At 41.9% G+C, this 22,855-nt stretch carries 29 protein-coding genes; 2 read left to right on the top strand and 27 right to left on the bottom strand.

The window, feature by feature from the left end:
• Positions 1-32: 32 nt before the first annotated feature.
• The 9 genes from MTBBW1_RS01755 to MTBBW1_RS28085 form a co-directional block, all read right to left on the bottom strand.
• The gene (locus MTBBW1_RS01755; RefSeq protein WP_080798277.1) at positions 33-839 is read right to left on the bottom strand and encodes a LemA family protein; all 807 of its coding nucleotides are present in this window, start codon (positions 837-839) and stop codon (positions 33-35) included.
• A 33-nt stretch (positions 840-872) separates the two neighbouring features.
• Positions 873-1,577, bottom strand: coding sequence for a magnetosome protein MamA (gene mamA / locus MTBBW1_RS01750; RefSeq protein WP_186441029.1), 705 nt, complete (start codon positions 1,575-1,577; stop codon positions 873-875).
• The gene (gene mamI, locus MTBBW1_RS27650; protein ID WP_139786622.1) at positions 1,570-1,797 is read right to left on the bottom strand and encodes a magnetosome protein MamI; all 228 of its coding nucleotides are present in this window, start codon (positions 1,795-1,797) and stop codon (positions 1,570-1,572) included. The genes mamA and mamI overlap by 8 nt, the downstream gene beginning before the upstream one ends.
• A gap of 474 nt (positions 1,798-2,271) precedes the next feature.
• Entirely contained in the window at positions 2,272-3,219 is a 948-nt protein-coding gene (locus MTBBW1_RS01745) for a cation diffusion facilitator family transporter (RefSeq protein WP_080798269.1), read from the bottom strand.
• Between the two features lie 20 nt (positions 3,220-3,239).
• Positions 3,240-3,500, bottom strand: a complete 261-nt coding sequence (locus MTBBW1_RS01740) for a LapA family protein (RefSeq protein WP_139786621.1) — start codon at positions 3,498-3,500, stop codon at positions 3,240-3,242.
• A gap of 324 nt (positions 3,501-3,824) precedes the next feature.
• Complete coding sequence (locus tag MTBBW1_RS01735; protein WP_080798262.1) at positions 3,825-4,754, bottom strand: S1C family serine protease; 930 nt, start codon at positions 4,752-4,754, stop codon at positions 3,825-3,827.
• A 67-nt stretch (positions 4,755-4,821) separates the two neighbouring features.
• On the bottom strand, positions 4,822-5,886 hold the full coding sequence (locus tag MTBBW1_RS01730; protein WP_080798259.1) for a PDZ domain-containing protein: 1,065 nt from the start codon (positions 5,884-5,886) through the stop codon (positions 4,822-4,824).
• Complete coding sequence (locus tag MTBBW1_RS01725; protein ID WP_080798255.1) at positions 5,876-6,352, bottom strand: hypothetical protein; 477 nt, start codon at positions 6,350-6,352, stop codon at positions 5,876-5,878. Before MTBBW1_RS01725 ends, MTBBW1_RS01730 begins: the two co-directional genes overlap by 11 nt.
• Before the next feature lie 202 nt (positions 6,353-6,554).
• Positions 6,555-6,701: a hypothetical protein gene (locus MTBBW1_RS28085; protein WP_186441028.1), complete on the bottom strand. Its 147-nt coding sequence runs from the start codon at positions 6,699-6,701 to the stop codon at positions 6,555-6,557.
• A gap of 585 nt (positions 6,702-7,286) precedes the next feature.
• On the opposite strand from MTBBW1_RS28085, the gene MTBBW1_RS01720 reads away from it, so the two are divergent.
• Positions 7,287-8,168 (top strand): EcsC family protein, encoded by an 882-nt coding sequence (locus MTBBW1_RS01720; protein ID WP_186441027.1) that lies wholly within the window; start codon positions 7,287-7,289, stop codon positions 8,166-8,168.
• A gap of 297 nt (positions 8,169-8,465) precedes the next feature.
• Here the strand turns inward: MTBBW1_RS01720 and MTBBW1_RS01715 are convergent, their stop codons facing one another.
• The 7 genes from MTBBW1_RS01715 to MTBBW1_RS01685 all read right to left on the bottom strand — a co-directional run bounded on the left by MTBBW1_RS01715 (position 8,466) and on the right by MTBBW1_RS01685 (position 13,812).
• Complete coding sequence (locus MTBBW1_RS01715; RefSeq protein WP_186441026.1) at positions 8,466-9,269, bottom strand: PDZ domain-containing protein; 804 nt, start codon at positions 9,267-9,269, stop codon at positions 8,466-8,468.
• The gene (locus MTBBW1_RS01710; RefSeq protein WP_186441025.1) at positions 9,266-10,723 is read right to left on the bottom strand and encodes a 4Fe-4S binding protein; all 1,458 of its coding nucleotides are present in this window, start codon (positions 10,721-10,723) and stop codon (positions 9,266-9,268) included. Before MTBBW1_RS01710 ends, MTBBW1_RS01715 begins: the two co-directional genes overlap by 4 nt.
• 345 nt (positions 10,724-11,068) lie before the next feature.
• Entirely contained in the window at positions 11,069-11,407 is a 339-nt protein-coding gene (locus tag MTBBW1_RS01705) for a type II toxin-antitoxin system PemK/MazF family toxin (protein ID WP_080798243.1), read from the bottom strand.
• Positions 11,407-11,646: a hypothetical protein gene (locus tag MTBBW1_RS01700; RefSeq protein ID WP_080798241.1), complete on the bottom strand. Its 240-nt coding sequence runs from the start codon at positions 11,644-11,646 to the stop codon at positions 11,407-11,409. Before MTBBW1_RS01700 ends, MTBBW1_RS01705 begins: the two co-directional genes overlap by 1 nt.
• Before the next feature lie 129 nt (positions 11,647-11,775).
• Complete coding sequence (gene mamK / locus MTBBW1_RS01695) at positions 11,776-12,837, bottom strand: MamK family actin-like protein (protein WP_080798239.1); 1,062 nt, start codon at positions 12,835-12,837, stop codon at positions 11,776-11,778.
• A 139-nt stretch (positions 12,838-12,976) separates the two neighbouring features.
• Positions 12,977-13,438, bottom strand: a complete 462-nt coding sequence (locus tag MTBBW1_RS01690; RefSeq protein ID WP_080798237.1) for a hypothetical protein — start codon at positions 13,436-13,438, stop codon at positions 12,977-12,979.
• Between the two features lie 32 nt (positions 13,439-13,470).
• The gene (locus MTBBW1_RS01685; RefSeq protein ID WP_080798235.1) at positions 13,471-13,812 is read right to left on the bottom strand and encodes a hypothetical protein; all 342 of its coding nucleotides are present in this window, start codon (positions 13,810-13,812) and stop codon (positions 13,471-13,473) included.
• A 244-nt stretch (positions 13,813-14,056) separates the two neighbouring features.
• Here MTBBW1_RS01685 and MTBBW1_RS01680 point away from each other — a divergent pair, with 244 nt between their 5' ends.
• Positions 14,057-14,473: a 4Fe-4S binding protein gene (locus MTBBW1_RS01680; protein WP_080798234.1), complete on the top strand. Its 417-nt coding sequence runs from the start codon at positions 14,057-14,059 to the stop codon at positions 14,471-14,473.
• A gap of 386 nt (positions 14,474-14,859) precedes the next feature.
• Here MTBBW1_RS01680 and MTBBW1_RS01675 read toward each other — a convergent pair whose 3' ends face one another.
• The 11 genes from MTBBW1_RS01675 to MTBBW1_RS29890 form a co-directional block, all read right to left on the bottom strand.
• Positions 14,860-15,243, bottom strand: coding sequence for a hypothetical protein (locus MTBBW1_RS01675; protein ID WP_080798231.1), 384 nt, complete (start codon positions 15,241-15,243; stop codon positions 14,860-14,862).
• The gene (locus tag MTBBW1_RS01670; protein WP_080798228.1) at positions 15,233-15,646 is read right to left on the bottom strand and encodes a hypothetical protein; all 414 of its coding nucleotides are present in this window, start codon (positions 15,644-15,646) and stop codon (positions 15,233-15,235) included. Before MTBBW1_RS01670 ends, MTBBW1_RS01675 begins: the two co-directional genes overlap by 11 nt.
• Before the next feature lie 195 nt (positions 15,647-15,841).
• Positions 15,842-17,728 carry an SLC13 family permease gene (locus tag MTBBW1_RS01665; protein ID WP_080798227.1) on the bottom strand — a complete coding sequence of 629 codons (1,887 nt, stop codon included), beginning with the start codon at positions 17,726-17,728 and terminating at the stop codon, positions 15,842-15,844.
• 152 nt (positions 17,729-17,880) lie between these two features.
• On the bottom strand, positions 17,881-18,789 hold the full coding sequence (locus tag MTBBW1_RS01660; protein ID WP_186441024.1) for a cation diffusion facilitator family transporter: 909 nt from the start codon (positions 18,787-18,789) through the stop codon (positions 17,881-17,883).
• Positions 18,773-19,102: a LapA family protein gene (locus tag MTBBW1_RS01655; protein WP_080798221.1), complete on the bottom strand. Its 330-nt coding sequence runs from the start codon at positions 19,100-19,102 to the stop codon at positions 18,773-18,775. Before MTBBW1_RS01655 ends, MTBBW1_RS01660 begins: the two co-directional genes overlap by 17 nt.
• Positions 19,103-19,345: 243 nt before the next feature.
• The gene (locus MTBBW1_RS01645) at positions 19,346-19,795 is read right to left on the bottom strand and encodes a hypothetical protein (protein WP_080798216.1); all 450 of its coding nucleotides are present in this window, start codon (positions 19,793-19,795) and stop codon (positions 19,346-19,348) included.
• 11 nt (positions 19,796-19,806) lie between these two features.
• Positions 19,807-20,685, bottom strand: coding sequence for a 4Fe-4S binding protein (locus tag MTBBW1_RS01640; protein WP_080798214.1), 879 nt, complete (start codon positions 20,683-20,685; stop codon positions 19,807-19,809).
• A gap of 127 nt (positions 20,686-20,812) precedes the next feature.
• Positions 20,813-21,151 (bottom strand): hypothetical protein, encoded by a 339-nt coding sequence (locus MTBBW1_RS01635; protein ID WP_080798211.1) that lies wholly within the window; start codon positions 21,149-21,151, stop codon positions 20,813-20,815.
• A 45-nt stretch (positions 21,152-21,196) separates the two neighbouring features.
• Positions 21,197-21,373, bottom strand: a complete 177-nt coding sequence (locus tag MTBBW1_RS28080) for a hypothetical protein (RefSeq protein WP_186441023.1) — start codon at positions 21,371-21,373, stop codon at positions 21,197-21,199.
• 380 nt (positions 21,374-21,753) lie between these two features.
• Positions 21,754-21,882: a hypothetical protein gene (locus MTBBW1_RS29895; protein ID WP_281255604.1), complete on the bottom strand. Its 129-nt coding sequence runs from the start codon at positions 21,880-21,882 to the stop codon at positions 21,754-21,756.
• A gap of 25 nt (positions 21,883-21,907) precedes the next feature.
• The gene (locus MTBBW1_RS29890; protein ID WP_080798209.1) at positions 21,908-22,834 is read right to left on the bottom strand and encodes a S1C family serine protease; all 927 of its coding nucleotides are present in this window, start codon (positions 22,832-22,834) and stop codon (positions 21,908-21,910) included.
• Positions 22,835-22,855: the final 21 nt, after the last annotated feature.

Raw genomic sequence — 22,855 nt, 5'->3', positions numbered from 1 at the left:
TCTTTACCATTTATATGACCCTGTATTATCTGTTATGGGTTATTCTTTTCTTTTGAATCTGTTATCCCTGTATCTGATGACCTGACACCCTGTCCTACAGCATTGCCTTCTGCTTCCGATGAGTGCATGGAATCCTGCTGAATGGAAACCTTTGGCCATCCGGAATGGCTTTTTCCCCTGAAATGGGGCCATTCTGAATAGAGTTCGCCCTTGAAATATTCATAGTCAGGAAAATTGAACATCACGTTTGCGTAAAAATTTCCCGGAAACATGGTGATGCTGGTTGTATAAAGATTTACAGCATCTGTCATCTCAATGCGCTTTGCATAAATTTCCGCCTCTGTATCGCTTGCCTTGGCCATGAGAAGTTGAAACGGCTCTGCTGTTTTAAGATCAGGATACTGTTCTGCAAAGGCAATTATTTTATCCATGAGTGTGTCCATGCCTTTGAAGCCGTTGGATACACTTAAATCTTTAACGGATTTTTTAAGTTGTTCCAGATCCGGCTTTCGGGTTGCTTGCAGGGAGCGCTCACGACCATCCACCACAGAGTTAAAGACATTGTCCTCATGTTCAACAAAACTGACAACGCTCTCAATCAGCAGTGGAATAAGGTTTGCCCTGTACTGCATGGCGCTTTCAACCTTTGATTTTGCCGTGAGTACGTCAAAATTAAGATTGGTCAAATAGTTGAAGTAGTAGATGATGTGGGCAATTACAGAGACCACAACAACTACAATTGCAACTATCAGGACTGTTTTCAGAAGTTTTAGTTTTTTGGTCTGCCCGGAAAGATAGGCTCGCAGTTCCGCAGCAGTTAATCCATCTAAATTTGCCATCGTCCCTTCTCACTCATTGGCCATGCCATTTCATTAGTTTCGTTCTTCAATTTCAAGGGCACGCTTCAGACATTTCAACGAACCTTCGTGGTCATTAAGGCTGTCATAGGTTAAAGCCATATTCTTGAAGGCGGCAAGAAACTGCGGGTTAAGCTCCACAGCCCTGGTGAAATACTCAATTGCCTTGTCATAATTCTTTAACCTGTCGTTTACCTGACCAAGCCTGAAATTGAGTTCTGCTGAATCAGGTTTCTCCTGAATTGCTTCTTCAAGATCAGTCAGGGCATTCTCATAATCCTGTTTTTTGATAAGAAGTACCGCTTTGCGGTAGTGGGCCTTTGCGTTGTCAGGTGCAAGAGAAATAACCTTTTTATAGGCTTTTATGGCAGAATCTGGCTGTCCGTTTTTTTCATATGCCACCCCGAGACGGTAGATTATGTCTGCGTCACGGTTGTCAATTCTCACCACATTTTCCAGAAACTCAACGCATTTTTTTGTATCTCCCTTCTGGTTCATGCTTTTTGCCTGTTTCAGATACATGGCCTTCAGATCACTGTCTGACATTTTAAACAGGCGTTTATATCCGTTGACCATACCTGACAGGGCGTTTCCAATCTGCATCAATGGCCACTGAATATGAAACGAAAGGGGGATTGTCTCCTTTGAAGGCCTCTTACTCTTTGCAGCAGGTTCAGAGGATTCAACTCCGTCAAAGGGATCAACATAGGGACTACTCATTAAAACTCTCCTCTGCCAGACGTTCCTCCACTGATCTTCCCGCATCGGTGTCTGAGGATTTTGAAAAGTTGCTTATCCCTGCCAGCAGGGCAATTACACCGCATATAACGGCTGCCATGGGCACAAGTACCCAGAGAAGATCAAGAAACTGATACCAGTTCAGTACAATTCCCCATATTCCAAGCGTGATAGCGACAAGACCAACGATGATGTGTTTCATAATACTCTCCTTGAAAAATTAAAAATTAAACATCTGCTTTATTTGTTCTATATTTTATGGATCATCTTTTTCATAACAGGGGCAACTCAATAGGTTTTATGTTCCATTCTTTTACCGTGGAAATAGATACAAATTTCCATATTCGAGGGAGGCTGGATGGCAGCCATGACCGTTTACCATGAAAATGACTATCATTTTTATATTTGGGGGTGATTGATACGCAATCATGCCCGTTTAATAGCTGGTGTGGCACAGTATAGATAGTAAAAATCAACATCTTATTGCTTTTTCAGAAGTTATTGCGGTTGTTTGAACCGGGATAACCAGGATGGATAAGATGCTCAGGATAGATCATCCAGCCTTATCTTGTTAATCTTGGGAATCCTGATTCAGACAGTGTTGACACGGCTTACAAGATCATAGGTGTCAACTTTGAGATAGATAAGGCATGCCTTGTCTATACGCCAATATGGTTTAAACCGGCCTTCGGTCAATTGTAATAACGTGGGATAAATCCATCAGCTCTTTTGATAGTTTGCCTTCTACCTGGAACACTATGGCGTCTGCCTGCCTTACGGAAATATCTCCATTGAGACATAGTTGAAGATCCACCATCATCACCTGGCCTGCTCTGCGGGTTCTGAGGTATTTTACCTCCATAACTTCCTCAACAGATGCTGCAATTTCAGTTAGCCGTGATTCAATCTCTCCTCCGCAGCTTCTGTCCATTACCCCATCAAGTGATTGCTTGATGATTCGGATACTGAGCCACAGCACAATCAGGGAAATACTGATACTGCCGAGATGTTCCGCAACATACCATCCGGTTAGACCGGATATAAGCAGTGCATTTCCAACTACAAGTGAAGAAGCAATATTCAGTGACTGGAGCCTTGCAATTGTGTGAAGCTCGTTTTTTTCATAGAATGAGCCTGAAGCTTTCAGATGGTGACGAATAAGTATGTTGCCGATAATTGAAATCAGGGCAACAGCAATGCCGACATCGACAGGTTCCATACTGATTGGAGAAAAAAATGAACGTATGGCGATCTCAAGAATGCCTGCCGCACCCGCTGCAATTAGAAAACCTATCACCAGTGTAAATATATACTGTGCCTTGCCCATGCCGTTGGGATATTTTTCCGATACGGAGTGGGGCTGACTCATGTGAATTCCGAAAAGTATTAGGGTTATTACAATGGCGTTTGCCGCTGAGTTCAGGCCATCTATAATCAAAAGCCTGCTGTAGCCAAGCATTCCGATAGTGATCTTGAAACATGCAAGTCCCAGGTTTGCCCAGAATGCTGTCCAGTAAATCTGCTGGATGTTCTTTTTAACAGGACGTATGGACTTATGGTTTCCTTGCAGACCATTTTCAGGTGATTCGTCAATCCAGGGGTCTGTTATGGGGTCAGGTTCCATAGTTGAAAAAATTCTCCTGTTTAAATGTCGCCGAAAATGTCATCATGTCTTGAAATGGAGTGTGTTTTTTTTCTGTCTGTCATAAGGCTTCTCTTGAGCCATAGATAGACAAGGCAGCTTAAGTATCCTGTAAGGAATGACGCAATTATAATCAGGAAGCATGCAACCTCTCCATCCACAAAAACAAGATCCACCTTTACGGGCTGTGCATTCATGACCATCAGCGAACCTATCAGTATTAAGCCAGTTATTACGCCAAGTATCTTTAATGTAATTTTCATATAATATTCCACAAGTTGTATTTTACCATGGAAATAGATACAAATTTCCATATTCGGGGGTGGCTGAGTTCCAGCCATGATCGTTTACCGTGAAAATAATTGCCATTTTCATATTTAGGGCTGATTGATATACACTCAAAATCGACATTTTATTGCTTTTTCATAAGTTATTGCAGTTGTCTGAACCAGGATAACCAGGATGGATAGGATGCTCAGGATAGATAATCCTGCCTTATCTTGTTAATTTTGGTAATCTTATTCAGACAGTGTTGACAAGGCTTACAAGATCATATGTATCGACTTTGAGAATACAATCATGCCCGTTTACTGAATATTTCTTGCCAGCAGTAGTTTTGCCTGGTTGAGCGGCAGTGCAAAGCTGACACCAATATAAACACCTGTGGGGGAGTAAATGGCCATATTGATTCCGATCACCTCACCATTGGTATTGATAAGCGGGCCTCCGCTTGAACCTCTGTTGATGGGGACATCTGTCTGTATCATGTTCTTTATGATGTTCCCCTGTATCATCAGATCTCGCTTTGTATCACTTATTATGCCGTGTGTGACACTCTGCTCAAGGCCGAACGGGTTTCCGATTGCAAGAACAGAGTCTGCAACCTCCATTGAGCCTGAATCTCCAAGGGTTGCCGCTATCAAGGGAGCAGCAGGATATATTTTCAGAATAGCAAGATTAAGGCCCTGATCAACGGCAACCACCTGGGCTGGATAGCGCTTTATTACACTTCCAAATGGGGTCACAACTATGTTGGATGCCTGGGCAATAATATGATAACAGGTTAGAATATACCCTTTGGGGCTGATTATGATACCAGATCCAATACCTCCGAAATTGACAAGATCCTGGGCTGGGTCATCAAATTTCAAGGTTGAGCTGTCAGTGGTTTCAGTTATGCGTTCACACGAAATATTGACAACAGATGTTCTTGCCCTTGCCACGGCTGAAGCAAAGGTTTCGCTGCTGGATACAAGTTCAATGTTGGGGCTTGCTATCAGACCTGCTACTTTGGTTGTGCTGCTTGTTGTTCTTCTTGTGATCTGTCCTATATCACCATCACGGGAAAGGTAATGTGCAGGATCGTTGAGAATTGTCACAAAATAGGTCTGAATCTGACGGAGTTGATCCAGTCCAAGGCCCATGGAACTGAAAATGATGATAACAAGATTTAGTACCAGCAGAACCGACAGCAGCCCGGTCAGGTAATTGGTTATGAATTCTTTAAAGCGATACACTTTTTCCTCCTGAGGTTCAATGTTCCCTTTAATCAGGGCATTAAACTAAATGCCTGAATCAGGCAACTCATAAAAAAGAGCTGTTGGTGACGGTTTTCTGGGTCTGTGTTGTATTGGAAAGTGGTGAGGTGTCAGTTAATGAGCTTGTTTTATCATCCGGATCTCCGCTCTGTGTCTGGTCATATCCCGGGACATAGAGCGGACGGTTCATGCCTATGCCTTCCTGAGCCACACTGATGTATGGCTGCATCTGATATGAATCAGAGATCTGTGCTGTCATCTGGAGCAGCAGAGCGGAATCATCACGGTATATGTATAAAATTACTGTGCTGCCCGTATTTTGCATGGATTGAAAGAAATCAGTCAGGCTGTTAACTGGGGTCTGGTTCACTTGACGGATAAGATCTCCTTTGAGAACGCCAGCTCTTGCAGCCGCACTTCCCTGGAGTACCATCATGACAAGGACGCCGTTCATATCTTCAGGGATATCAAACTGTTTTCTCAAGGGGTCTGTAACTTCAGATAGCACAACACCCCACTCCTGATCATCAGGGAGTACTGTACCTGAAACTGACATGGTATTTCCGATGATTTTGTCAGCGCTTTGGCTCTGCACCGCAACTGCCTCTTCAAGTTCTACATATATTACAATTCTCTCAGTATCCCTTATGAGCACCAAGCGAACCCTCTCATCAGGCTCAGATCTGTCAAGCAGTTTCACCAAATCTTCAACATCTTCAACATCCCTTCGGTCAAATTCATATATAATATCACCTGGCAGCAGACCTGCTTTTTCTGCCGGAGAACCTGGAATGATGCGGTTGACAATAACACCCTCAGAAATATCCAGGCCAAGTTGCTGGGCCATTTTGTCATTGATATTGGTAACTTCAACACCAAGCCATGCTGAGGCATCATCTCCTCCGCTTGTGAGTAATGTGTCTGTATCCTGGGGAAGTCCCCCGATCCTTTGATCCACAACCTCCTCACTCAAAAGGCGGTTATCCAGTCCCAGCCTGCCGTTGGATGCCTTGTCAAAAACGACAATGGCAATAACAATAACGACCATTCCCATCAAAAAAGCTACCCAAACCTGAAAATTTTTTGGGCATAGTTTGACTTCACCCTTCATAATTTCTTTCCTTTATTATTTTTGTAAACTTATATTGTGTATGTATGTATGTATGTATGTATGTATGTATGTGGCGGGCTTCGTCCTCTTTCTCATTCCCGTTAATTTCAATATGTGTATATGTGTGGAAGGGGACGAATCGTTTCTGTGTAGATATCAGCGCTGTTTGTTCGTGGCTGCAATAATCCTGGGACTCTTCTGCTATTTTAGGAGGTTCAGGAAATATTGAAGGTAGATTGCCTATAATTATTTTTAACAGAAAGGCGTTAAAGGCGTTAAAGGCGTTGAGGCTTATAATACAGTTTTTGCGAAAAGTTGGGGGGGTGAAACGCAATCTGCTCATTGCAATGTGGCAGAGAAGCATCATAATAGACACTTTGTGGCATAATGTGGTGGGATAATTCAAGGAGGATGTGATTTTGTTTTTAAGTGAAATATTATGCTGGTTAATACAAAAAACAGCCATTCAGATCAAATCCTTTGTGGCGCTGTCCGCCAAGAAATTTTTATAAAAGTATCAATAATGAACTGAGTTTTATATGAAAGTCTCAGTAAGTGGCTGTTTTTAAAACGACTTTCATCTCTTCGATTGTGGCGGCTATCCGCCATGTACGTTATAAAGACTTTAAAACCTTCGTAGTGACATAGAGCCGCCATATACATATATTTTATACAATAGTTCGCTTGGGGTTTTCAGCATTGCATTTTGCAAGTTCTTTTCGCAGTTCCTGAATAATGAGCCGCTGACGGGTAAGCTGACGAACTATAAAGTAGATAAAAACTGCAAGTATCAGTAATAATAAAAATGTCAACATCTGCCATATTTCCCAATTTAAAAAGTGAGCTAAATATAGCTACAAAATAAAATTTACAAATCATAATCAATTTTAAATTGTTGCTGTTTTTTATGTGTACATTTGTATGTATTTTTGGAATTTTAAGTTGGTCTGGTTTTGACCTTATGTTCCTGTTTAGAGTGTCTGCTTTTTTGAAAAGAGAACTATTTTCCTAAAACTTAAGCAGACTTTAAAACAACTTATCTGTTACTGTTATTGTTGTCAACTCAAAAAAATGGGTATTTGCTTTATTCATATTCATGTCAGCAGTTTTTGTAAGATATAAAGGTTTGAATTTATTTAGTATTTTAGTTAATTGTAAAAACTGTGCCGCCATTGCGATAATTATTATTTATATCATTGTCAGCCTTATATTAAATTTTATTCTATATCCTTTAGCTTTTATTGATACTCTAAGTGTTAAATTTGTTGAACAATTTTTATTTCAGTCGTACCATATATCAGCTTCTAAAATATATAAATGGTACAATGTGGTATTGAGATACATTGTAGTATATTGTAGTACAATGTGGTATGACACATCAGATGAAAGGGAGAGGGCGCATGGATGATTTCGAGATTTATGAGTGCAAAAAATATGAGATTCTGGCGTACAAAGAGATAGTAGCCTGGGAGCGTAAAAGAGCTGATTATTTTACAAAGGTGGGTGATAATATTACAGCCCCTGCACGTTATCTTGTAAAAAAAATAGGGAAAAAAAAGTTTGAAAGGCTGGAAAAAGCTGTTGCAGGTGTGGTTGAATCACTCTATCGCGTTTCTGAAATAACTCTGTCCAGAAGTCGCTTTATAAAACGTCTTGAAAAATGCGGTATTATTCTTGATGATCTCTCAGAGTTGCAGAGCTGCTGCCTTAAGCCCCTTGATGAATGTAATTACAGATATCAGAAGATCCATGGCGCAAGTGCTGCAATTCAGGGGGGAATTGCCGGTATGACAGGTGAGTTTGCAGCTCCTGTGGATCTTTCGGCTATGCTTGTGAGAATGTTCAACATGATACAAAATATTGCATTTTGTTATGGTTTTGATCCTGATGAACCCCTTGAAAAAGAGATAATGCTGAGGATCATCATTGTTGCTCTTGGTGGGATTGATGTTAAAAGAGAGGTGCTCAAAGAGATATGTTATCTGAGAAAAATAGAGCAGGAACAGCATGTTGGTCACTATACTGATCTTGTCACTAAAAAAGCCATGGAGAGAACTGTTAAAAGGCTTGGGGTTGCTCTCTTTCTCAAGCTGTTTTCCAGGGCAATCCCTGTTCTCTCCGTTGTGGTAAGTGCCCACTCCAATTATGAGATGATGCAAAGTTCCAATGAGGCGGCATTCATGATTTACAGAAAGCATTTCATTGAACGGAAAAGGCGCCTTGAATCTGAGGCATCAGGGGAATATTCTCCGGAAAAAGATGAGTGCGAATGTGAAATATAACATTTACCGTGAAAGCGCATTTGGTTTTCATAGTCGGGGGTGGCCTGGGTCGGGCATGAAGATTTGATTAGACAATGGTTACTTAAAGTCGACATCTTATTGCTTTTTTCCAGTTACTGAATTTGTCTGAATCAAGATAACCAGGATAAAAAAGATGTTCAGGATAGATAATCCTGACTTATCCTGTTAATCTTGGACATCTTGATTCAGACAGTGTTTTATATGAAAGTCTCAATAAATAGCTGTTTTTAAAACGACTTTCATCTCTTCGATTGTGGCGGCTATCCGCCATGTACGTTATATAACGCTTCGTGTGAGGGTGACAAATAGAGTCTTCCGGATCTCCTCTCTTATGATGCACATGCGGACAGTTTGACCTGGTTCACATCCTGCAAGATCGGAGAGAAATTCCCGAAGGGTTCTTGTCTTTCTGGAGTTGAATGACATTATGATATCTCCCTGCAAAAGCCCTGCCTGTTCTGCCGGAGATCCTGGTATGACATACTCCACAAGAACGCCTCCCTCTTTTTCAGCATCTTCAAGATGCTCTTCTTCATTTGATCCTTCGGAAACATCATCTACTGTCACTCCAAGGTATGGATAGGATTTCATGACTGGGGGCAGGGAGAGTGGGCGTTTTTCGGGAAGAATATAGACAGTTTCCCTGTAATCATCTTTTGATACGCACAGATATATTTCAACACCTATCTCGCTTCCTGCAAGATCGTTCTGGAACTGCAAGGCATTTCTTATTTTTCTACCGTTAAAAGAAAGAAGAATGTTTCCTGGCCTGATATCGGCCTTTTGTGCCGGTGAGTTATTGGTCACACTGTTTACATAAGCCCCTTCAGGTCTGTCAAGAAGAGCTTTGGCCGCCTGGGCAGGCGTTACATCACTTATGCTGGCTCCTATCCATGCATTTCCCCACCCGGCCTTGAAGTTTTCGTAGTCAAGCGGAATCTTTTCAGCTTCATCACCCTGGAGGGCTGATGCAGTGGAAGTTGAGTTTTGCAGTAGCATCAGAGCAGCAAATGCGTTGAAAAAAAGAGAGATAATCAAAAGCGCTGGCAAACCGTATTTTTTTATATTGTCACTCATCATTGGAAAATATCCTTTTTTTGAATGGTTGAAGCTGAATCCTGAATGGTTGAACCTGAAGATTTTGCAGGGCATACTGCTGTACATGCATTGCACATAAAGCACTCATTTTCGTCAATTTCCGGTTGATTTAGATCATCATCATAATGTATTGCACCCATCTGGCACTGTTTTTCAGCCATTCGACATCCCTTGCAGTTTTCAGGTGAATGTTTTCCTGAAAGGGTGACATGAAGGCTTTTTAGTTTCAAAAATCCTGCAATGGCTGACAATACGGCAAAAAATGCCCCCAAAGGGCAGAAATACCGACAAAAAAAACGTGATACAACTGATGAAAGCAGGAGCATGAGAATCAACCAGATCCAGGCAGGAAGATCACCATCAAGATGGAAAAATGTGGCAAATGGTTCAACAATGCCTGTGATATAAATTGCAGTGACTGTATTTGAAAGTATCAGTCCAAGTATCAGCAGGATAATCAGGTTGATGAATTTGACAAGTTTAAGGCAACGATCCAGTGTTTCCGGAGGGCGCCATTTCAAGGGAACCAGTCGATACAGAAATTCGGTGAAGGCGCCAAAGGGACAGAGCCATCCGCAGTAAAATCTACCTGCAAAGAGAGTGACACCTATTGCTATAAAAACAAGAGAGTACCAGTAGAGATTATTCAGGAAAAGGGGCATCCGGAAAGAGAAGAGTCTTAAAACATCAATCAGGGATAGTCCTCCTCCCTTGAGAATTCCGATATAAGCAAAGACCATTCCAAGAGTTGTATAACGCAGCCATTCTTCCCGTTTAAAAAATGCATGAAATGCAAGAGCAGTAATACAAAAAAGCAGAAGAATATCAATCTGCCACATAAGATAGTACCAGAATGAGTATTGTCTGACTTCGGGGGGAAGCTCCCTGTAAAGAACCTCAAAAGTTATGCGTTCAAGTCCTGTCTTGATTGACCGGGTAACAGCACTTGAGGTGATTGTTGCTCCTGATATTGCATCAACATCATACTGGAGTACAAAAAGATCTTCAGAAGTCATGTTTTCAAACTGGGTCAGAAACCAGCTTCCGTCCCGCAGAAGACCCTTTGTGTATCTTGGGCTTTCCAATTCGGCAAGAACGGTTACACCGGTGATTCTCCCCTTCAGATCAACACCTGTCAGTATCTCTATAAGGGAGCTGTATCCCCAGCTCTCTTCGGGTACCACTTCTATGGATAGAAAGGCAACGCCAACAAGGGAGCCGTTGGGAAAATCATAGCCCTCATAATAGGGAAATGGATCTATTTTTTTAACAAAATCCGAAGCTGCCGGTAATACATACTCAAGATCCTTTGTGTTCACCTGTCTTGCTGCGCTTTCGGCAGTTGGTTGAAAAAAGGTGAGAAGAGCTATTATAAGTAAGAGGAGCCGGAAAAAATGCCTGGTGCCTTTCATGCGTATCCTTGTCTTTTTTGGCATGTTCATTTCCCAGTTTACACTTTCCGGAGAGAATACTCTGAGTGACAAGAATTTCTCACAAAAAAGTGTAAAGTACTTTTTGGTTCATATGAACGATGCCCTTTTTTTATTAAAAATGTGTGAAATTAGCATGAACTCAATTAAAATGCACGCAAAAAGTTATTATGGTATGTAGGTACTCTGGAATGAGAATGGATTGAACTAAGACTTCATGGCAGGACTTTTGTTACTTTGATCATTACAATGATATGTAATTTTGCACAGTAAAGCTGGCATTTATTGCGGATTGCCTGGAAATCCTACCGTTGGTAGGATTAGGCAGTCTTGTAGCAGTGAACTTCGTTGTTAAGAATCTGTTTTCAGCATGTTCCAAATTTCCTTGTCAATTAGTATCATATCTGATTTGGATATTGCCCCAATTTTTTTTATTATACGTTCTTTGTCTATTGCACGCATCTGAAAAACCATTACTACTGACGGCATAGTAAGTCCATTCTCAGCCGAAGGCTCTATACGAACACTAAAAGCAAATCTCAAAGCATATAAATTTGATGTAACAGGTACCACCATTAACATTGGTTCACCGTTCATATCAGCCTGAACAGCTACCGCTGGTCTCCGTCCACTTTGTTCTTTACCGTCAGTTACAGGGAGTTTTATAAGTAGAACATCCCCTCTTGCCATTAGAAAGAATCCTTAAGCATATGTTCAAATTTTAAAAAATCATCATCGGTTGCAGCTTCCCATTCACTCAACTCTTTAACCAGAGAATCTTTATTATTCTCATCACCTCTGTCTAAAGAAATATTACGAAATTGAAGAAACAAACCGTATTCATACCAGCTCGTCAACTTTTCAACAGGCATTGTTTTTGCGAGTGATATAACCTGTTCTCGTGTTATTTTGAATGTATCCACATGCATTTACATGACTCCTGTAACGGCCATGCCTTACGGACACAATTAAGAATGAAAGTCTTTATATATTAGTATGTTATGGAGACTTTCCAATAAACAGCCATGTCCTTCGGGCACAACTAAGATCTGCTATTTTTATTCGGGGTCGGCAATTTCGTCCCAGTACTCCTCCGGCATATCCCGTGCCAGCATAAGGGCGCCATTTGCACCTGCAAATAGGGGTTCTTCTATCTTTGTAACGCGTCCATATCCCAGGGTTTCAAGCATATATGTTTCAATCTCTTTTTTAAGGCCGACAATCTGACTGCCGCCTCCGGCAAGTATTATGTTGCCTTTCAGTTCGTTTTGATATTCAGGATCAAAGGTGGCAACAAGTTTTCTAATTCCCTCAACAATATCAGGAACAATCTCCTTACAGGCCTGCCTCAGCTCGTCTGTGACATCATATGTTCTGGGCTTTCCGTGAACTGGAATATCTATGGTAACTCTTTCTCCCTGGGTTGATACAAATGCGTTTTCCTCTTTAAAACGCTTTATCATATTGACAGTGAGGTTGGCCTCTTCATATTTTTCATGGACAAGCTTTAAAAATGTTCTGTCAATATGATCACCTGCAAGGGTGGATGTAATCTGATCCTCGGGAGATGGGATGGTTCCGTGCATTCTGCATAGATCAACGGTTCCGGCCCCTATGTCAATAATAAGATAGTTGTAAAGACACCCTAAGTGATAGGCCACAGTAAAAGGTTCTGATACCACCATGACATCATTTAAAATGCCTTTTGTAATATTGAGTATGGCTTTTTTGTTGTTAAGTGTTGCAAGTGCCGGTGCTCCCACAACTCCTCGAATGATAAGGTTGTCTGCTTTTTCATCCTTAACCGCAAGTTCAACAACATGCTTCAGAAGTTCGCGGGAGACCTCAAGGGATTTTTTATACCCATCTGTTTCTTCATCTGATTCATCAGAATATCTGATAACGCCGTTTTCAATGGGTTTGTAGAGTTCAAGTCCCATTTTGTATTTTAGTGCTTCATTACCAAAGACAATTTTTTTCCCCAGCATTTTTTCCGTGACAGCATCCTTTGCATACCCGACAAAACTCGGCACAAAGGTTCTGATCCCGTTATCACAGGCGATAACTGTTCTTGAAGTTCCAAGATCTATTCCGACGTTGATTGCTTTTGTGGTTCCCATAGTATTCCTGTTAAAATTACACTTATGTCTTAAAATGTAATTTGATTAAAATGTGAGTAGTGCTTTGTCAAAGCATAATTTTAGGGTTGGTTTCATTAATATACCACACCCTGAATCCTGGTCTTGACGAAGCAGTAGTTCAATTTTCGGCCATTTTTCTTAACTGTTTATTTTCGTTTACAAGCATCCGCAGGATAGCCCTCTTTTCCTCATTTATTTCCTTTTTTTCTTTTTCCGCTGTTTCCGGCTGTTTCTGATGGTTGCCCGAAATGGCAATACCCCGTTTTTCAAGCTGGGCGAGCCTCTCTTCCAGCCTTGATATTGATGCCTCAAGATCTGAAAGCTTGTTTCCGTTTCTCAATGCAGGGTGATCCAAGTGTAAAATGTCATAGGGGGTGCTGTAAAGTTTTTTATTGGAAACCGAGCGTTTTTTTATCCTGGCAAATGGGGCCGTAACCCCATCAATAGCTGCCCATCCGAATTTCTTCAGTGAACGGTTCCCCTTGACCATCAAGCTTTTAGAAACAAGCCCTAAATACTCCACTGCCGATATTGAATATGTCATCCGGCTGTAAAATTTGCCTCTATGGTTATCATCCATCGGTTAATCTCCAGTTAAAGCTCACTTATGGTTCAAGCACATTGACTGCATACAGATCTTCCGGTGGGATAGAGAATTTCGTCTCTTTCTTCTATATATGAATCAAGCTCCCTGTTTATTGCATCTATTTCAGAGAAGAGCTTTGACAGCTCGTCATCCTTAAAAATCTCAAGCTCCGGGTAGGATTCTCTTAACTCAAGAACTCTTCCGGAAAGTTTTCTCTCCTGTTCTTCCTTAATACTTCTCAGCTTACGGATGTTGTGAGTTAGTCTTATTCCTTTTGTGGATATCTTTGTGCTGTTCCACATACTTTCCAGTTTGTCAACAAAAATATCACCAAGATTATACATTGTGTATCTAATTCCTCTGCCCATGATATCCTCCTTTTTGATGGTATTGCTCTGAAAATTAAAGAGAGGAAGTTGATTCAATGGCCTGACTCAATGAGTTTACGCCAGTGATTTTCAACTCCTTTCTTGACTCTCATTGCATGTAAAAATATAATTGTCATATGGTGCTTATGGCCATGTTGGCCATGTAAATAATCCGAAGTTCAGCATTTTTTCCAAATTATTAAATTTTGGGGTTCTGGCTTTGCCAGGTTAGGGAAATGGAGAAATGTCCTATACCATAGTAACGGATGCGTGTATTGCCTGTGGGGCCTGTGCCAAAAAATGCCCTGAAAATGCCATTTTTGGTAAAGTCAAAGTCGGATTTGAAATTGATCCATTTGTATGCATGGATTGTGGTAACTGTTTTGATACCTGTAAACGGGGAGCAATTGAGGATCCTTTTGGAGACAGATCAGCAGTCAGAAACAGAAAACAGGAAAATACAAAAGCTGTCATTGACAGTGAAATATGTGCGGGATGTAAAATTTGTTTTATGAACTGTCCCCAGGAAGCAATATCTATAATCAAAAAGGGACTTTTTACCGGCTCATTCTGTCAGGTTGACTCCTCATTGTGCGTTGGCTGTGGTACTTGTACTGAATATTGTATTACCGGTGCGGTAAGTCTTGAAAAATTTGTCTGAACAAGGATAACCAGTATAAAAAAGATGTTCAGGATAGATATTCGACATCCTTCATATCAACTCAAAATTAGTTGACACTTTTCGAAAAATTCTGAACCATGATTAAAGGGTTTAAGGATTAAAACGATTAAAAATCGGCATACTTCATATCAGTTCAAAAGTAGTTTACACTTTTTGGAAAATTTTGAACCATGATTAAAGGATTTAATGATTAACATGATAAAAATCAGGATAAATCCCTTAATCATGAAAATCATGGTTCAAAAAAAGTGTAAACCGACAAATGAAAGATACCAGATATTCCTACCTTATCCTGTTAATCTTTGACATCCTTACTCAGACAGGATTAACAAAACTCAACAGCTTACAAGTGTTGTCTTAACTATTTAGTGATATTTCCGTTTTTTGTAGGACGATATGCCCATACTCAAACCCGCGGCTCCTCCCACAACGCCTGCAATTTTTGTAACAACTCCGGTTATCACAACCTCAGCAGCACTTGCTGCAACAGCTATGGTGGCAATTCCTCCAAGAAGCCCTATACCCCCTCCTATTAGCACCTTGCTTCCAACCTGCATCAGATCTGAAAATCCGAAATCGTTATCGATGGAATCCACATCATCATATTTAACATGTGAATTTTGTGCTGTTCTGTGATCATGATCTTCATAATCATCATACGGGTCATATTCCGGTTCTGTTTTCCAGTCATCCGGCCTGGCCTGGCTCTCAGTTTTCAGGTTATCATCTCTTATCTCTCTATTTGTCATTTGCCGTTCCTCCATTTAAAACCAAAGGGTAATATAAGTGCCGCCTTTTTTTTGCAGGTTTTGGCTGTTCACGTCTCTTTTGTCTGAAGATATTAATTCCGGCACCTGTAATACCCCCTCCGGCACCGGCTCCTGCCTTTACTGCAGCAACGTGTGCTGTCACATGAGCAAAAAGTGTTTTTAGTGTGACAGATGGAATGGCTGCCATGCTTCCTGTTGCAACAGCAAGTCCGACACCTGCACCAACTGCGGCTGTCTTACCGTATTTCATCAGGGAAGGGGAGTAACGGGTGCATTCAGATTTATCCTGCTTTCCGGTTGCAAGTTTCCTAATGTGAGCCTTGCACAGTTCCGGACAGTACCCCTGAATCTCGCATGATGCACATTTTGATTTTATATCCATGATTTAACCTTGTTTTTGATAAGTTGCATATTCTTCAAACAGTCACCTGTGAAGGAGATTTTTCTGCATATATTCTTCAAACAATCACCTGTGAAGGAGATTTTTCTGCATATTAATATTTGTCTTTTGTTAGATGTTGCACATTTTTTTTTCAAATACATAAGAATTCATAAATCAGAATTCATAATTTAGAATTCATAATTTAGCATTCAGCATTAAAATATAGATCGTTGAAATTGAAAGCATGATAATTGCCACAGGAATGCCTGTTTTTGAGAAAAGTCCGGATTTAAGGGTGTTGCCTCCTTTAAGCTGAAGAGCATAGCGTGAGGCAAACTCTTCAACAAGGGTAGCTGCCACAGGCCCTGCTGTGGCACCCATGACCGTTGCGCTGGAGCCTGCAAGTACTCCAAGGGAGAGAGACCACCATATAATGTGCCCGGGAGGAGCATTTACCATGCCTGCAACCACAGGGAAAAAAAGTGCAGTTGCAGGGCCTGCACTTAAAAAAGCTGTTATAAATGCAGCGCTCCACATGAGAAGAAGGCAGCAAAGCCAGGGTTTTCCAAGGGAAAGAGCGGTAATGAAGCGTGTAACATACTGAAGAAGGCCTGATGCTTCAAGCCCCCCGACAACAATAAAAAGACCTGTAAAAAAAAGCGCATCCCTGAAACTCATTTTACGGATAATCTCATTTTTGTTGATGCCTGAAAACAGAAAAAGAGAGAGCCCACCTGTCAGGGCAATGGCGGAGGTATTAAGGGAAAGTCGCTGGGATAGAATAAACAGCAAAATCATATGAAACAGGATAAAAAGTGCCCGCCTGATGGTTTTCCGGTTCTCAAGGGTTAATACAGGTGTTCTTTCAAGTTGTCTGATACTGGTATGTCGAGCATGAGTCGATGATTTGAGCTTGCTTTTTTCAAGCGTGTTTTCACAATTCTCGCTTTCGTTTTCCTTATTTTTCTCTTTATCCGTTGATGTTAGATTTTCATAAAGGTCAAGCTTACGCCATAAATAGACAAGAAGAGTTGCAAAGAGAACCATTCCAATGGGCATCATGAAAATGATGAACTCATTGAATCCAATGTTTGCCTCGGAGGATATGAGCATGTTGGGAAAGTCCCCAAGCATTGTGGATGCGCCGCCAATATTTGAGGCAATGACTTCCCCAATAACTATGGGCCGGGGGTCAAAGCCTGTTCGTGCAGCAAGTTTCAGGGTCATGGGAATCATGACCAGTATTGTTGTCAGGTTGTTGACAAAAAGGGAAAATATATAGGTAAGTATGCAAAAGAGGATCATGATTCTTGTGCGGTCTGTTCCGGCAAACAGGTATAGCCGATGAGCAACGCTGTCAAAAAAACCTGCATAATCAAGTATGGTTGAAATAATGTACATGCCCACAAGAAGGGATATTGTGTTGAACCTGATAGCAAAAAAGGCATCCACTGGATTGTATATCCCGAAAAATGATCCTGCTGCCACCACAATCGCTGCAAACAGCAGAACTGTCTGCATCCTCAGCTCCATGTTTTTATGGATAAACAGAAACATTACAATCGTAAGTTTCAGTAAAAAGGCCATGGCAATGATATGGCCACCGGTTGACATGCTTTTACTTCCGGAAGCCTTGTCACGCTGTATTTCCCCGGGAATATGAATGTGGATTGTTTGGGTCTGTTCTGCCCTCAGAAGAGTGAAAGTTACAATGTCCCCTGCTTTTTTCTGGCTCAGGATATGAAATGCCATGTCAGGCGTGGATATTATCCGGTTATCAATCCCCAGAATGATATCACCTGTTTCAATTCCTGCTGTTTGGGCCGGAGAGCCGGGAATGACATCCCCGACAACGAGTCGCGATTCTCCGGCATTTGAGTGGGTTAACAGGATTTCGGCTCCTGCTTTTCCCTGGTATATAGGAGTACCGTAAACGGCATTTTCAATCTTTTTACCCTGAAATGACCAGACAATCAGAAACAGTATCAGCATCACAAACAGAACAACAGGCAGAGGAGTGTTATCCACTGTTGTTTTTTTTGTTCCCGCATGCATACGTCGCTCTGTTATAAAGCCGATCATTTTCTTTTCTCTCTGTGATATTAATCAATTATCTGGGCATTCTTCATATGACCCCAAAAGTACTTTACACTTTTTTGTGAGAGATTCCCGCCACTCAGAGTTTTCTCTCAGGAAAGTGTAAAGCGGGAAATGAAAGATGCCATTATCTGAATCTATTTTCTCGCCGGTTCAAAGTGGACAACCACCCTTTCAATATCCCTGATCTGCTCGGTCAGAGCTTTTTTCACCCTGGATGCGATGGTTTCCCCCTGTACTATTGTGGAGTCCGGATCCACAAGAATATTAAGTTCTGCCCAAATCTTCTGACCGATATGACGGGTCTTCAACTGGGAAATCCCCTTTACATTCTCGATTTTTGACACCACTGCGGTTATCTCGTCTCCGTAGATGTCGTTTACAGAGGAATCCATAAGGGCCTTTACAGAGTGTATCATGATATCCGCACTAACCTTGATAATAACCCCCACAACCACGATGGCACAGATTGGATCAAGGTTATGCAGCCCCATTTTTGAGCCAATAACTCCCACCACAACAGCCATGGATGAGAAGCAGTCAGCCCTGTTTGCCCAGGCATTTGCAAGCATTGTCTGGCTTTTAAGGCGGGTACCTGCACATCTCATATATCTGAACAGCATCTCGTTGGTAATGATGGAGACTATTGCCACAAACAGGGCGGAAATGTGCGGAGAGTGCTGTGGTGCCCGTAGAAGCTGGTCAATGCTCATCGTGATAAGTGATATTGCCGCTGTTATAATAAAAAGGGATGTAAATCCGGCAGCCACAAACTCCACCTTGCCATATCCAAAGGGGAACTTGTCGTTACTGCTTTTTTTGGTCAGTTTCTGGCTTATCAGAATGGCAAAGGCTGTGATAATATTTGAACCTGAATGGAGTCCATCTGCAATACATGCGTGACTTCCGCTTGTAACTCCCACCACAAGTTTTATTATTACCATGACAAGATTGGTACCGATACCAATAAAACCAACCCTCTCGCCACATCTTTCGCATTTTGTCTTATCTATTGTCATGATCATTTTATCATTCACCATTGACATAGTATTCATCATCCTCATCATGGTCGTCTTCATATTCATCTGCCCATTTTACACGGGAGCGGGATCTTGAACGCAACTTTCTGTCATTGTTGCGTTTTAAGAGGTAAATTTGCCTTTTCAGACGCTCCTCCCTTGCAATTCCAAAGAAATGGCGCATAAGGTATCCAGTAAGACCGCAGATGGCAATGACAAAAATCAGCCGGATATTAACCGGCTTTCCTGAAAAAAAATAGACAGGAACATGGTCGAAGTTCTGCATTGAAAAGAGCACTCCAACCACAGTCAGTACTATTGTCATGATTGTTTTAAACATGAGATTCCATCACTCTTTATTGGTTCGTCAAGTTTACTATAGATAACTATTGTTCTTTCAAGGTTTGGGTGATGTCCCAAATATGTTGATGAGCTCTTCACAAACCTTGATTCAGCAGGGCTTTCACAAAAAGATATCAACACTTTTATGACACTACCCAAGGTTTGATTATCGGGTATAATCATCTCAAAAAAAGATTCCGCTGTTTCCTGTTCGGCCACCTGCCGATCCGGTCGGAGGGACTCAACCACCTGCCGCAGTAAAGAGAGACGAGGGCAGGGGACGCCATACCGGAGTTGTGGCTGCCGCAGGGTGATAGACAAGGGGCTGTTTTCCCATGCCGGGTTTCCATTCCTGTATCTGGAATATGCGTGTCAAACCTGCGGCAACCATTGCATGGGGGCTGTCGGGTTTTGCCTTGTCACGGTTATATACAACAGCAAGAACAATGCTCAGGCACAAAAATACGATTCCAATGATGAACCATATTGTTCGATCGTTCATTTGGGAATGATCGTCATAACTTGACCTGCAGGAATGATCCTCATAACTGTTTTTCCGAAAATCATCATCCCTGTTTTCAGACAAATCATTCTCCATTTTCTTAAAGGAGGCATAATCATCCTGATTCATGGAGGAATCTACATCTTCTTCAAGAAAAGTATCTGTGCCGTTTTTTCGGGAATTATCCATATTGGGGCTAATTATCCTTTCACTCTCTGACCCTTAAGTTTTGCCTTTCTGAAAAGTTTTTGGGCTTTTATATCAGATGAAAACGGGGTAGAGAGTTTAACATGTGCACATCTTGTGCATTCAAGGCAGCGAATGCACTCTCCGGAGTCCTCTTCCATGGAAATATTAATATCCACGGGACAGAGATCCCTGCAAATATTGCAGCCGTCACATTTGCTGCTCACTTTCAGTTGAACCATACTGTACTTATTGAAGAATGCCAGTAATGCCCCCATTGGGCATGCAATCCTGCAGAACGGTCTTTTTGTCAGGATAAAAAATACAAGAAAAACTATCAGTATAAAAAGGGATATAAAGAAAATGGCTCCCTGTCCATCAGGAAAAAAGGGAAGGCCTGTCTGTGGATTGACAGGATTCCATATTGCCCAGGGAAGGCCTGCTGTAAGGGTGCCAGCAGGGCAGAGTATGGAAAATGTCATCTCGGCTGTGAGATAGGGTAAAACTATTACCAGAAGTAACAGTACAAGGTATTTTACATATCTAAGGGTGCCGGGGATCTCCATTTTGGGAGATGGAATCTTGTGCATCATATCCTGGAGAAACCCAAATGGACAGAGCCATCCGCATGCCATTCTGCCCACCGTAAGCCCCACCACAGCTATGAAACCAATCAGATAGTATGGAATGGCGCGGATTGCTGCAAAATGCTGCAAAGTACCTATGGGGCATGAAAAAACAGCCGAAGGGCAGGCATAACAGTTCAAAAAAGGAACACAAACCCCCTTTAGAGGTCCTGTGCTGATATTTTTTGTAAAAATTGTGCCGATATAACTGTTAGAGAGCACTGTCCCTGCAAGTTGCATTAGTTGTCTGATTCTGGTCAGTTCCATATTATCATCTCATGATTTGAGAAATCGGTTTTTAAATGGTTTACTTTTTAAAGGTTCATCATTATTGAGATTCTCAAAAAGGGTTCATTGTTCCAGCAGGGCCGCCGGCCATGCTTCCTGGTACCGCTCAACCGCCGGCCGCAAGGGTGTATCTGTTTGGTGAGACTCCACTCCCATATGGAACTGCCGTACCGTAAGTGCCGGGCAGACTTTGGATACCTCTGGCAGCATTACCGGTATTGCCATTGTATGGGCTTCCCATGATGTTGCCTCCAATACTGTGGAACTGCATTATCTGGTCACCAAACGGACAGATCGGGTTACCAGCTGAATCAAAATGCGGCATTCCGGCTGCACCATGTACAGGGCATACAAATTGACCTGCAGGTGTGGTGTTGTTGATATTGCCCTGATACGCGGGCTGAAAAGCCGGTGCTGTTGCTGCGGCCTGCATCATCATTCCCATTCCCTGATTTCCTCCCTGACCAACTGTCTGGGCACCTGGAGGGACTCAACCGCCTGGGGCGGCTGCCAGCATGAGATCAGATGCCGTATTCATGCTGTTTTTCCAGGTATCAAACCCATAGAGAAACCAGTAGAGAAGTGTTGTTACAGAAGCTGCCATTATAATGGCACCTGCAAAATAGAGCAGTCTTTTTATGTTGATATTAAAATAGTCCTCAATCATTTGATAGTTCTCCTTCAGAAAATATTTTTGGAGATATTTTTTATAAGAAAGTCCCCGTCTTTTAAGGTTCTAAGGACTTTCATGCTTCGTTGTGGCAGGTGTGTCTGCCATGGCCGTTTATATGAAAGTCTCAGTAAGTAGCTGTTTTTAAAACGACTTTCATCTTTTCGATTGTGGCGTGAATCCGCCATGGCCGTTTATATGAAAGTCCCCGCAAATGGCTGTTTTTATAAAGACTTTCAACTCTTCGATTGTGGCGGTGAACCGCCATGTTGGTTATATGAAAGTCTCAATAAACACAAGGGATTGCCCCTATTGCTTGACAATTTAATTATCTGGAACAGTATATAAAAGGGTTATCCTAACCCGATGCAGGATGTTCACAGGGTGGCCCCATTTTTCCATGTTTCAAAAAAATCACCAGTTGCAACTCCAAAAAGCAGCAGGGAAAAAAAGAGTGCAACAAGGATAATTTTTATTGTTATTTCCATTGTTTCTATTGTTTCCATTGATAAGTTGTCTCCATAGTCATTGTTACCTTGGCAGATTGCTGTTAACAAAGGCAAGTATATCATTTATGGGGATGGCAAAGCCTATTCCCGCATATTGATTGCCCGGCATGAATGTGGCCATGTTGATTCCTACAACCTCTCCTTTTACATTGACAAGGGGGCCACCGTCGTTGCCCTGGTTTATGGCAGCGTCGGTCTGGATCATGTCTGGATAACGGATGCCGTTGATATTTAGATTACGGTTATGGCTGCTGACAATCCCCATGGTTACGGTCTGAGAAAAGCCGAAGGGGCTGCCAATGGCAAAGACAATATCCCCAACTTCAAGAAGATCCGAATTACCGAGAACAACTGCCGGATATGAGCCGTGATCACGAATTTTAAGCACTGCAAGATCAGTCTGGCTGTCAACTGCAATGACATCTGCCTGGCAGGTTCTATCTGTTCCGGAAAAGATTTTAATATCCACTGTGGAATCTGTTCCCACTGTCTGAAAGGTTGTCAGAACATACCCTTCTGGATTAATGATCACCCCTGAACCCTCTGACATGAAGTTTGCAGAAAAAGGGTTGAGATAGGAAAGCCCTCCCTGGGGTTCAGGTGGAACCTTTGTACGGTTTTTCCTTGAAACAGCCACCACAGAAGGCCTTATAAGTGAGACCACATGGCTTATACTTTCCTGTATCATAAGAGCAGTTGTCGGAGAAGCTCCCGGATACCCTCCATTTCCCTGAATCTGAGGCATGCCTGTGTATGGTGTCTGCACAGGCATTTGCGTGGCTGCATTTCCAGGGATAAATGTTCCTGCTGCTTCAGGGTGGTTTGTACTCTCCCCTGGATCATCTGTCATGAAACGAAAATTGACAAAGATGGCTCCAGCAATGAAAATTCCAAGGATTGTTGTTGGCCAAATAAGTCGTTTGATTTTAAATTGTCTGTTTCTTTTCATATTGTATTATCTTTGCCATTA

The sequence above is a fragment of the Desulfamplus magnetovallimortis genome (assembly GCF_900170035.1).
In the GTDB taxonomy this organism is placed as follows: Bacteria; Desulfobacterota; Desulfobacteria; order Desulfobacterales; family Desulfobacteraceae; genus Desulfamplus; species Desulfamplus magnetovallimortis.
This window is presented reverse-complemented; position numbering and strand designations above follow the sequence as displayed.

Excerpts from the sequence above, each read along its gene's own strand:
- MTBBW1_RS01755 (WP_080798277.1), bottom strand. The coding sequence starts at position 839 with ATGGCAAATTTAGATGGATTAACTGCTGCGGAACTGCGAGCCTATCTT.
- mamA (WP_186441029.1), bottom strand. The coding sequence starts at position 1,577 with ATGAGTAGTCCCTATGTTGATCCCTTTGACGGAGTTGAATCCTCTGAA.
- mamI (WP_139786622.1), bottom strand. The coding sequence starts at position 1,797 with ATGAAACACATCATCGTTGGTCTTGTCGCTATCACGCTTGGAATATGG.
- MTBBW1_RS01745 (WP_080798269.1), bottom strand. The coding sequence starts at position 3,219 with ATGGAACCTGACCCCATAACAGACCCCTGGATTGACGAATCACCTGAA.
- MTBBW1_RS01740 (WP_139786621.1), bottom strand. The coding sequence starts at position 3,500 with ATGAAAATTACATTAAAGATACTTGGCGTAATAACTGGCTTAATACTG.
- MTBBW1_RS01730 (WP_080798259.1), bottom strand. The coding sequence starts at position 5,886 with ATGAAGGGTGAAGTCAAACTATGCCCAAAAAATTTTCAGGTTTGGGTA.
- MTBBW1_RS01725 (WP_080798255.1), bottom strand. The coding sequence starts at position 6,352 with ATGGCTGTTTTTTGTATTAACCAGCATAATATTTCACTTAAAAACAAA.
- MTBBW1_RS28085 (WP_186441028.1), bottom strand. The coding sequence starts at position 6,701 with ATGTTGACATTTTTATTATTACTGATACTTGCAGTTTTTATCTACTTT.
- MTBBW1_RS01720 (WP_186441027.1), top strand. The coding sequence starts at position 7,287 with ATGGATGATTTCGAGATTTATGAGTGCAAAAAATATGAGATTCTGGCG.
- MTBBW1_RS01715 (WP_186441026.1), bottom strand. The coding sequence starts at position 9,269 with ATGATGAGTGACAATATAAAAAAATACGGTTTGCCAGCGCTTTTGATT.
- MTBBW1_RS01710 (WP_186441025.1), bottom strand. The coding sequence starts at position 10,723 with ATGCCAAAAAAGACAAGGATACGCATGAAAGGCACCAGGCATTTTTTC.
- MTBBW1_RS01705 (WP_080798243.1), bottom strand. The coding sequence starts at position 11,407 with ATGGCAAGAGGGGATGTTCTACTTATAAAACTCCCTGTAACTGACGGT.
- MTBBW1_RS01700 (WP_080798241.1), bottom strand. The coding sequence starts at position 11,646 with ATGCATGTGGATACATTCAAAATAACACGAGAACAGGTTATATCACTC.
- mamK (WP_080798239.1), bottom strand. The coding sequence starts at position 12,837 with ATGGGAACCACAAAAGCAATCAACGTCGGAATAGATCTTGGAACTTCA.
- MTBBW1_RS01690 (WP_080798237.1), bottom strand. The coding sequence starts at position 13,438 with ATGGATGATAACCATAGAGGCAAATTTTACAGCCGGATGACATATTCA.
- MTBBW1_RS01685 (WP_080798235.1), bottom strand. The coding sequence starts at position 13,812 with ATGGGCAGAGGAATTAGATACACAATGTATAATCTTGGTGATATTTTT.
- MTBBW1_RS01680 (WP_080798234.1), top strand. The coding sequence starts at position 14,057 with ATGTCCTATACCATAGTAACGGATGCGTGTATTGCCTGTGGGGCCTGT.
- MTBBW1_RS01675 (WP_080798231.1), bottom strand. The coding sequence starts at position 15,243 with ATGACAAATAGAGAGATAAGAGATGATAACCTGAAAACTGAGAGCCAG.
- MTBBW1_RS01670 (WP_080798228.1), bottom strand. The coding sequence starts at position 15,646 with ATGGATATAAAATCAAAATGTGCATCATGCGAGATTCAGGGGTACTGT.
- MTBBW1_RS01665 (WP_080798227.1), bottom strand. The coding sequence starts at position 17,728 with ATGATCGGCTTTATAACAGAGCGACGTATGCATGCGGGAACAAAAAAA.
- MTBBW1_RS01660 (WP_186441024.1), bottom strand. The coding sequence starts at position 18,789 with ATGTCAATGGTGAATGATAAAATGATCATGACAATAGATAAGACAAAA.
- MTBBW1_RS01655 (WP_080798221.1), bottom strand. The coding sequence starts at position 19,102 with ATGTTTAAAACAATCATGACAATAGTACTGACTGTGGTTGGAGTGCTC.
- MTBBW1_RS01645 (WP_080798216.1), bottom strand. The coding sequence starts at position 19,795 with ATGGATAATTCCCGAAAAAACGGCACAGATACTTTTCTTGAAGAAGAT.
- MTBBW1_RS01640 (WP_080798214.1), bottom strand. The coding sequence starts at position 20,685 with ATGGAACTGACCAGAATCAGACAACTAATGCAACTTGCAGGGACAGTG.
- MTBBW1_RS01635 (WP_080798211.1), bottom strand. The coding sequence starts at position 21,151 with ATGGGAATGATGATGCAGGCCGCAGCAACAGCACCGGCTTTTCAGCCC.
- MTBBW1_RS28080 (WP_186441023.1), bottom strand. The coding sequence starts at position 21,373 with ATGATTGAGGACTATTTTAATATCAACATAAAAAGACTGCTCTATTTT.
- MTBBW1_RS29895 (WP_281255604.1), bottom strand. The coding sequence starts at position 21,882 with ATGGAAACAATAGAAACAATGGAAATAACAATAAAAATTATCCTTGTT.
- MTBBW1_RS29890 (WP_080798209.1), bottom strand. The coding sequence starts at position 22,834 with ATGAAAAGAAACAGACAATTTAAAATCAAACGACTTATTTGGCCAACA.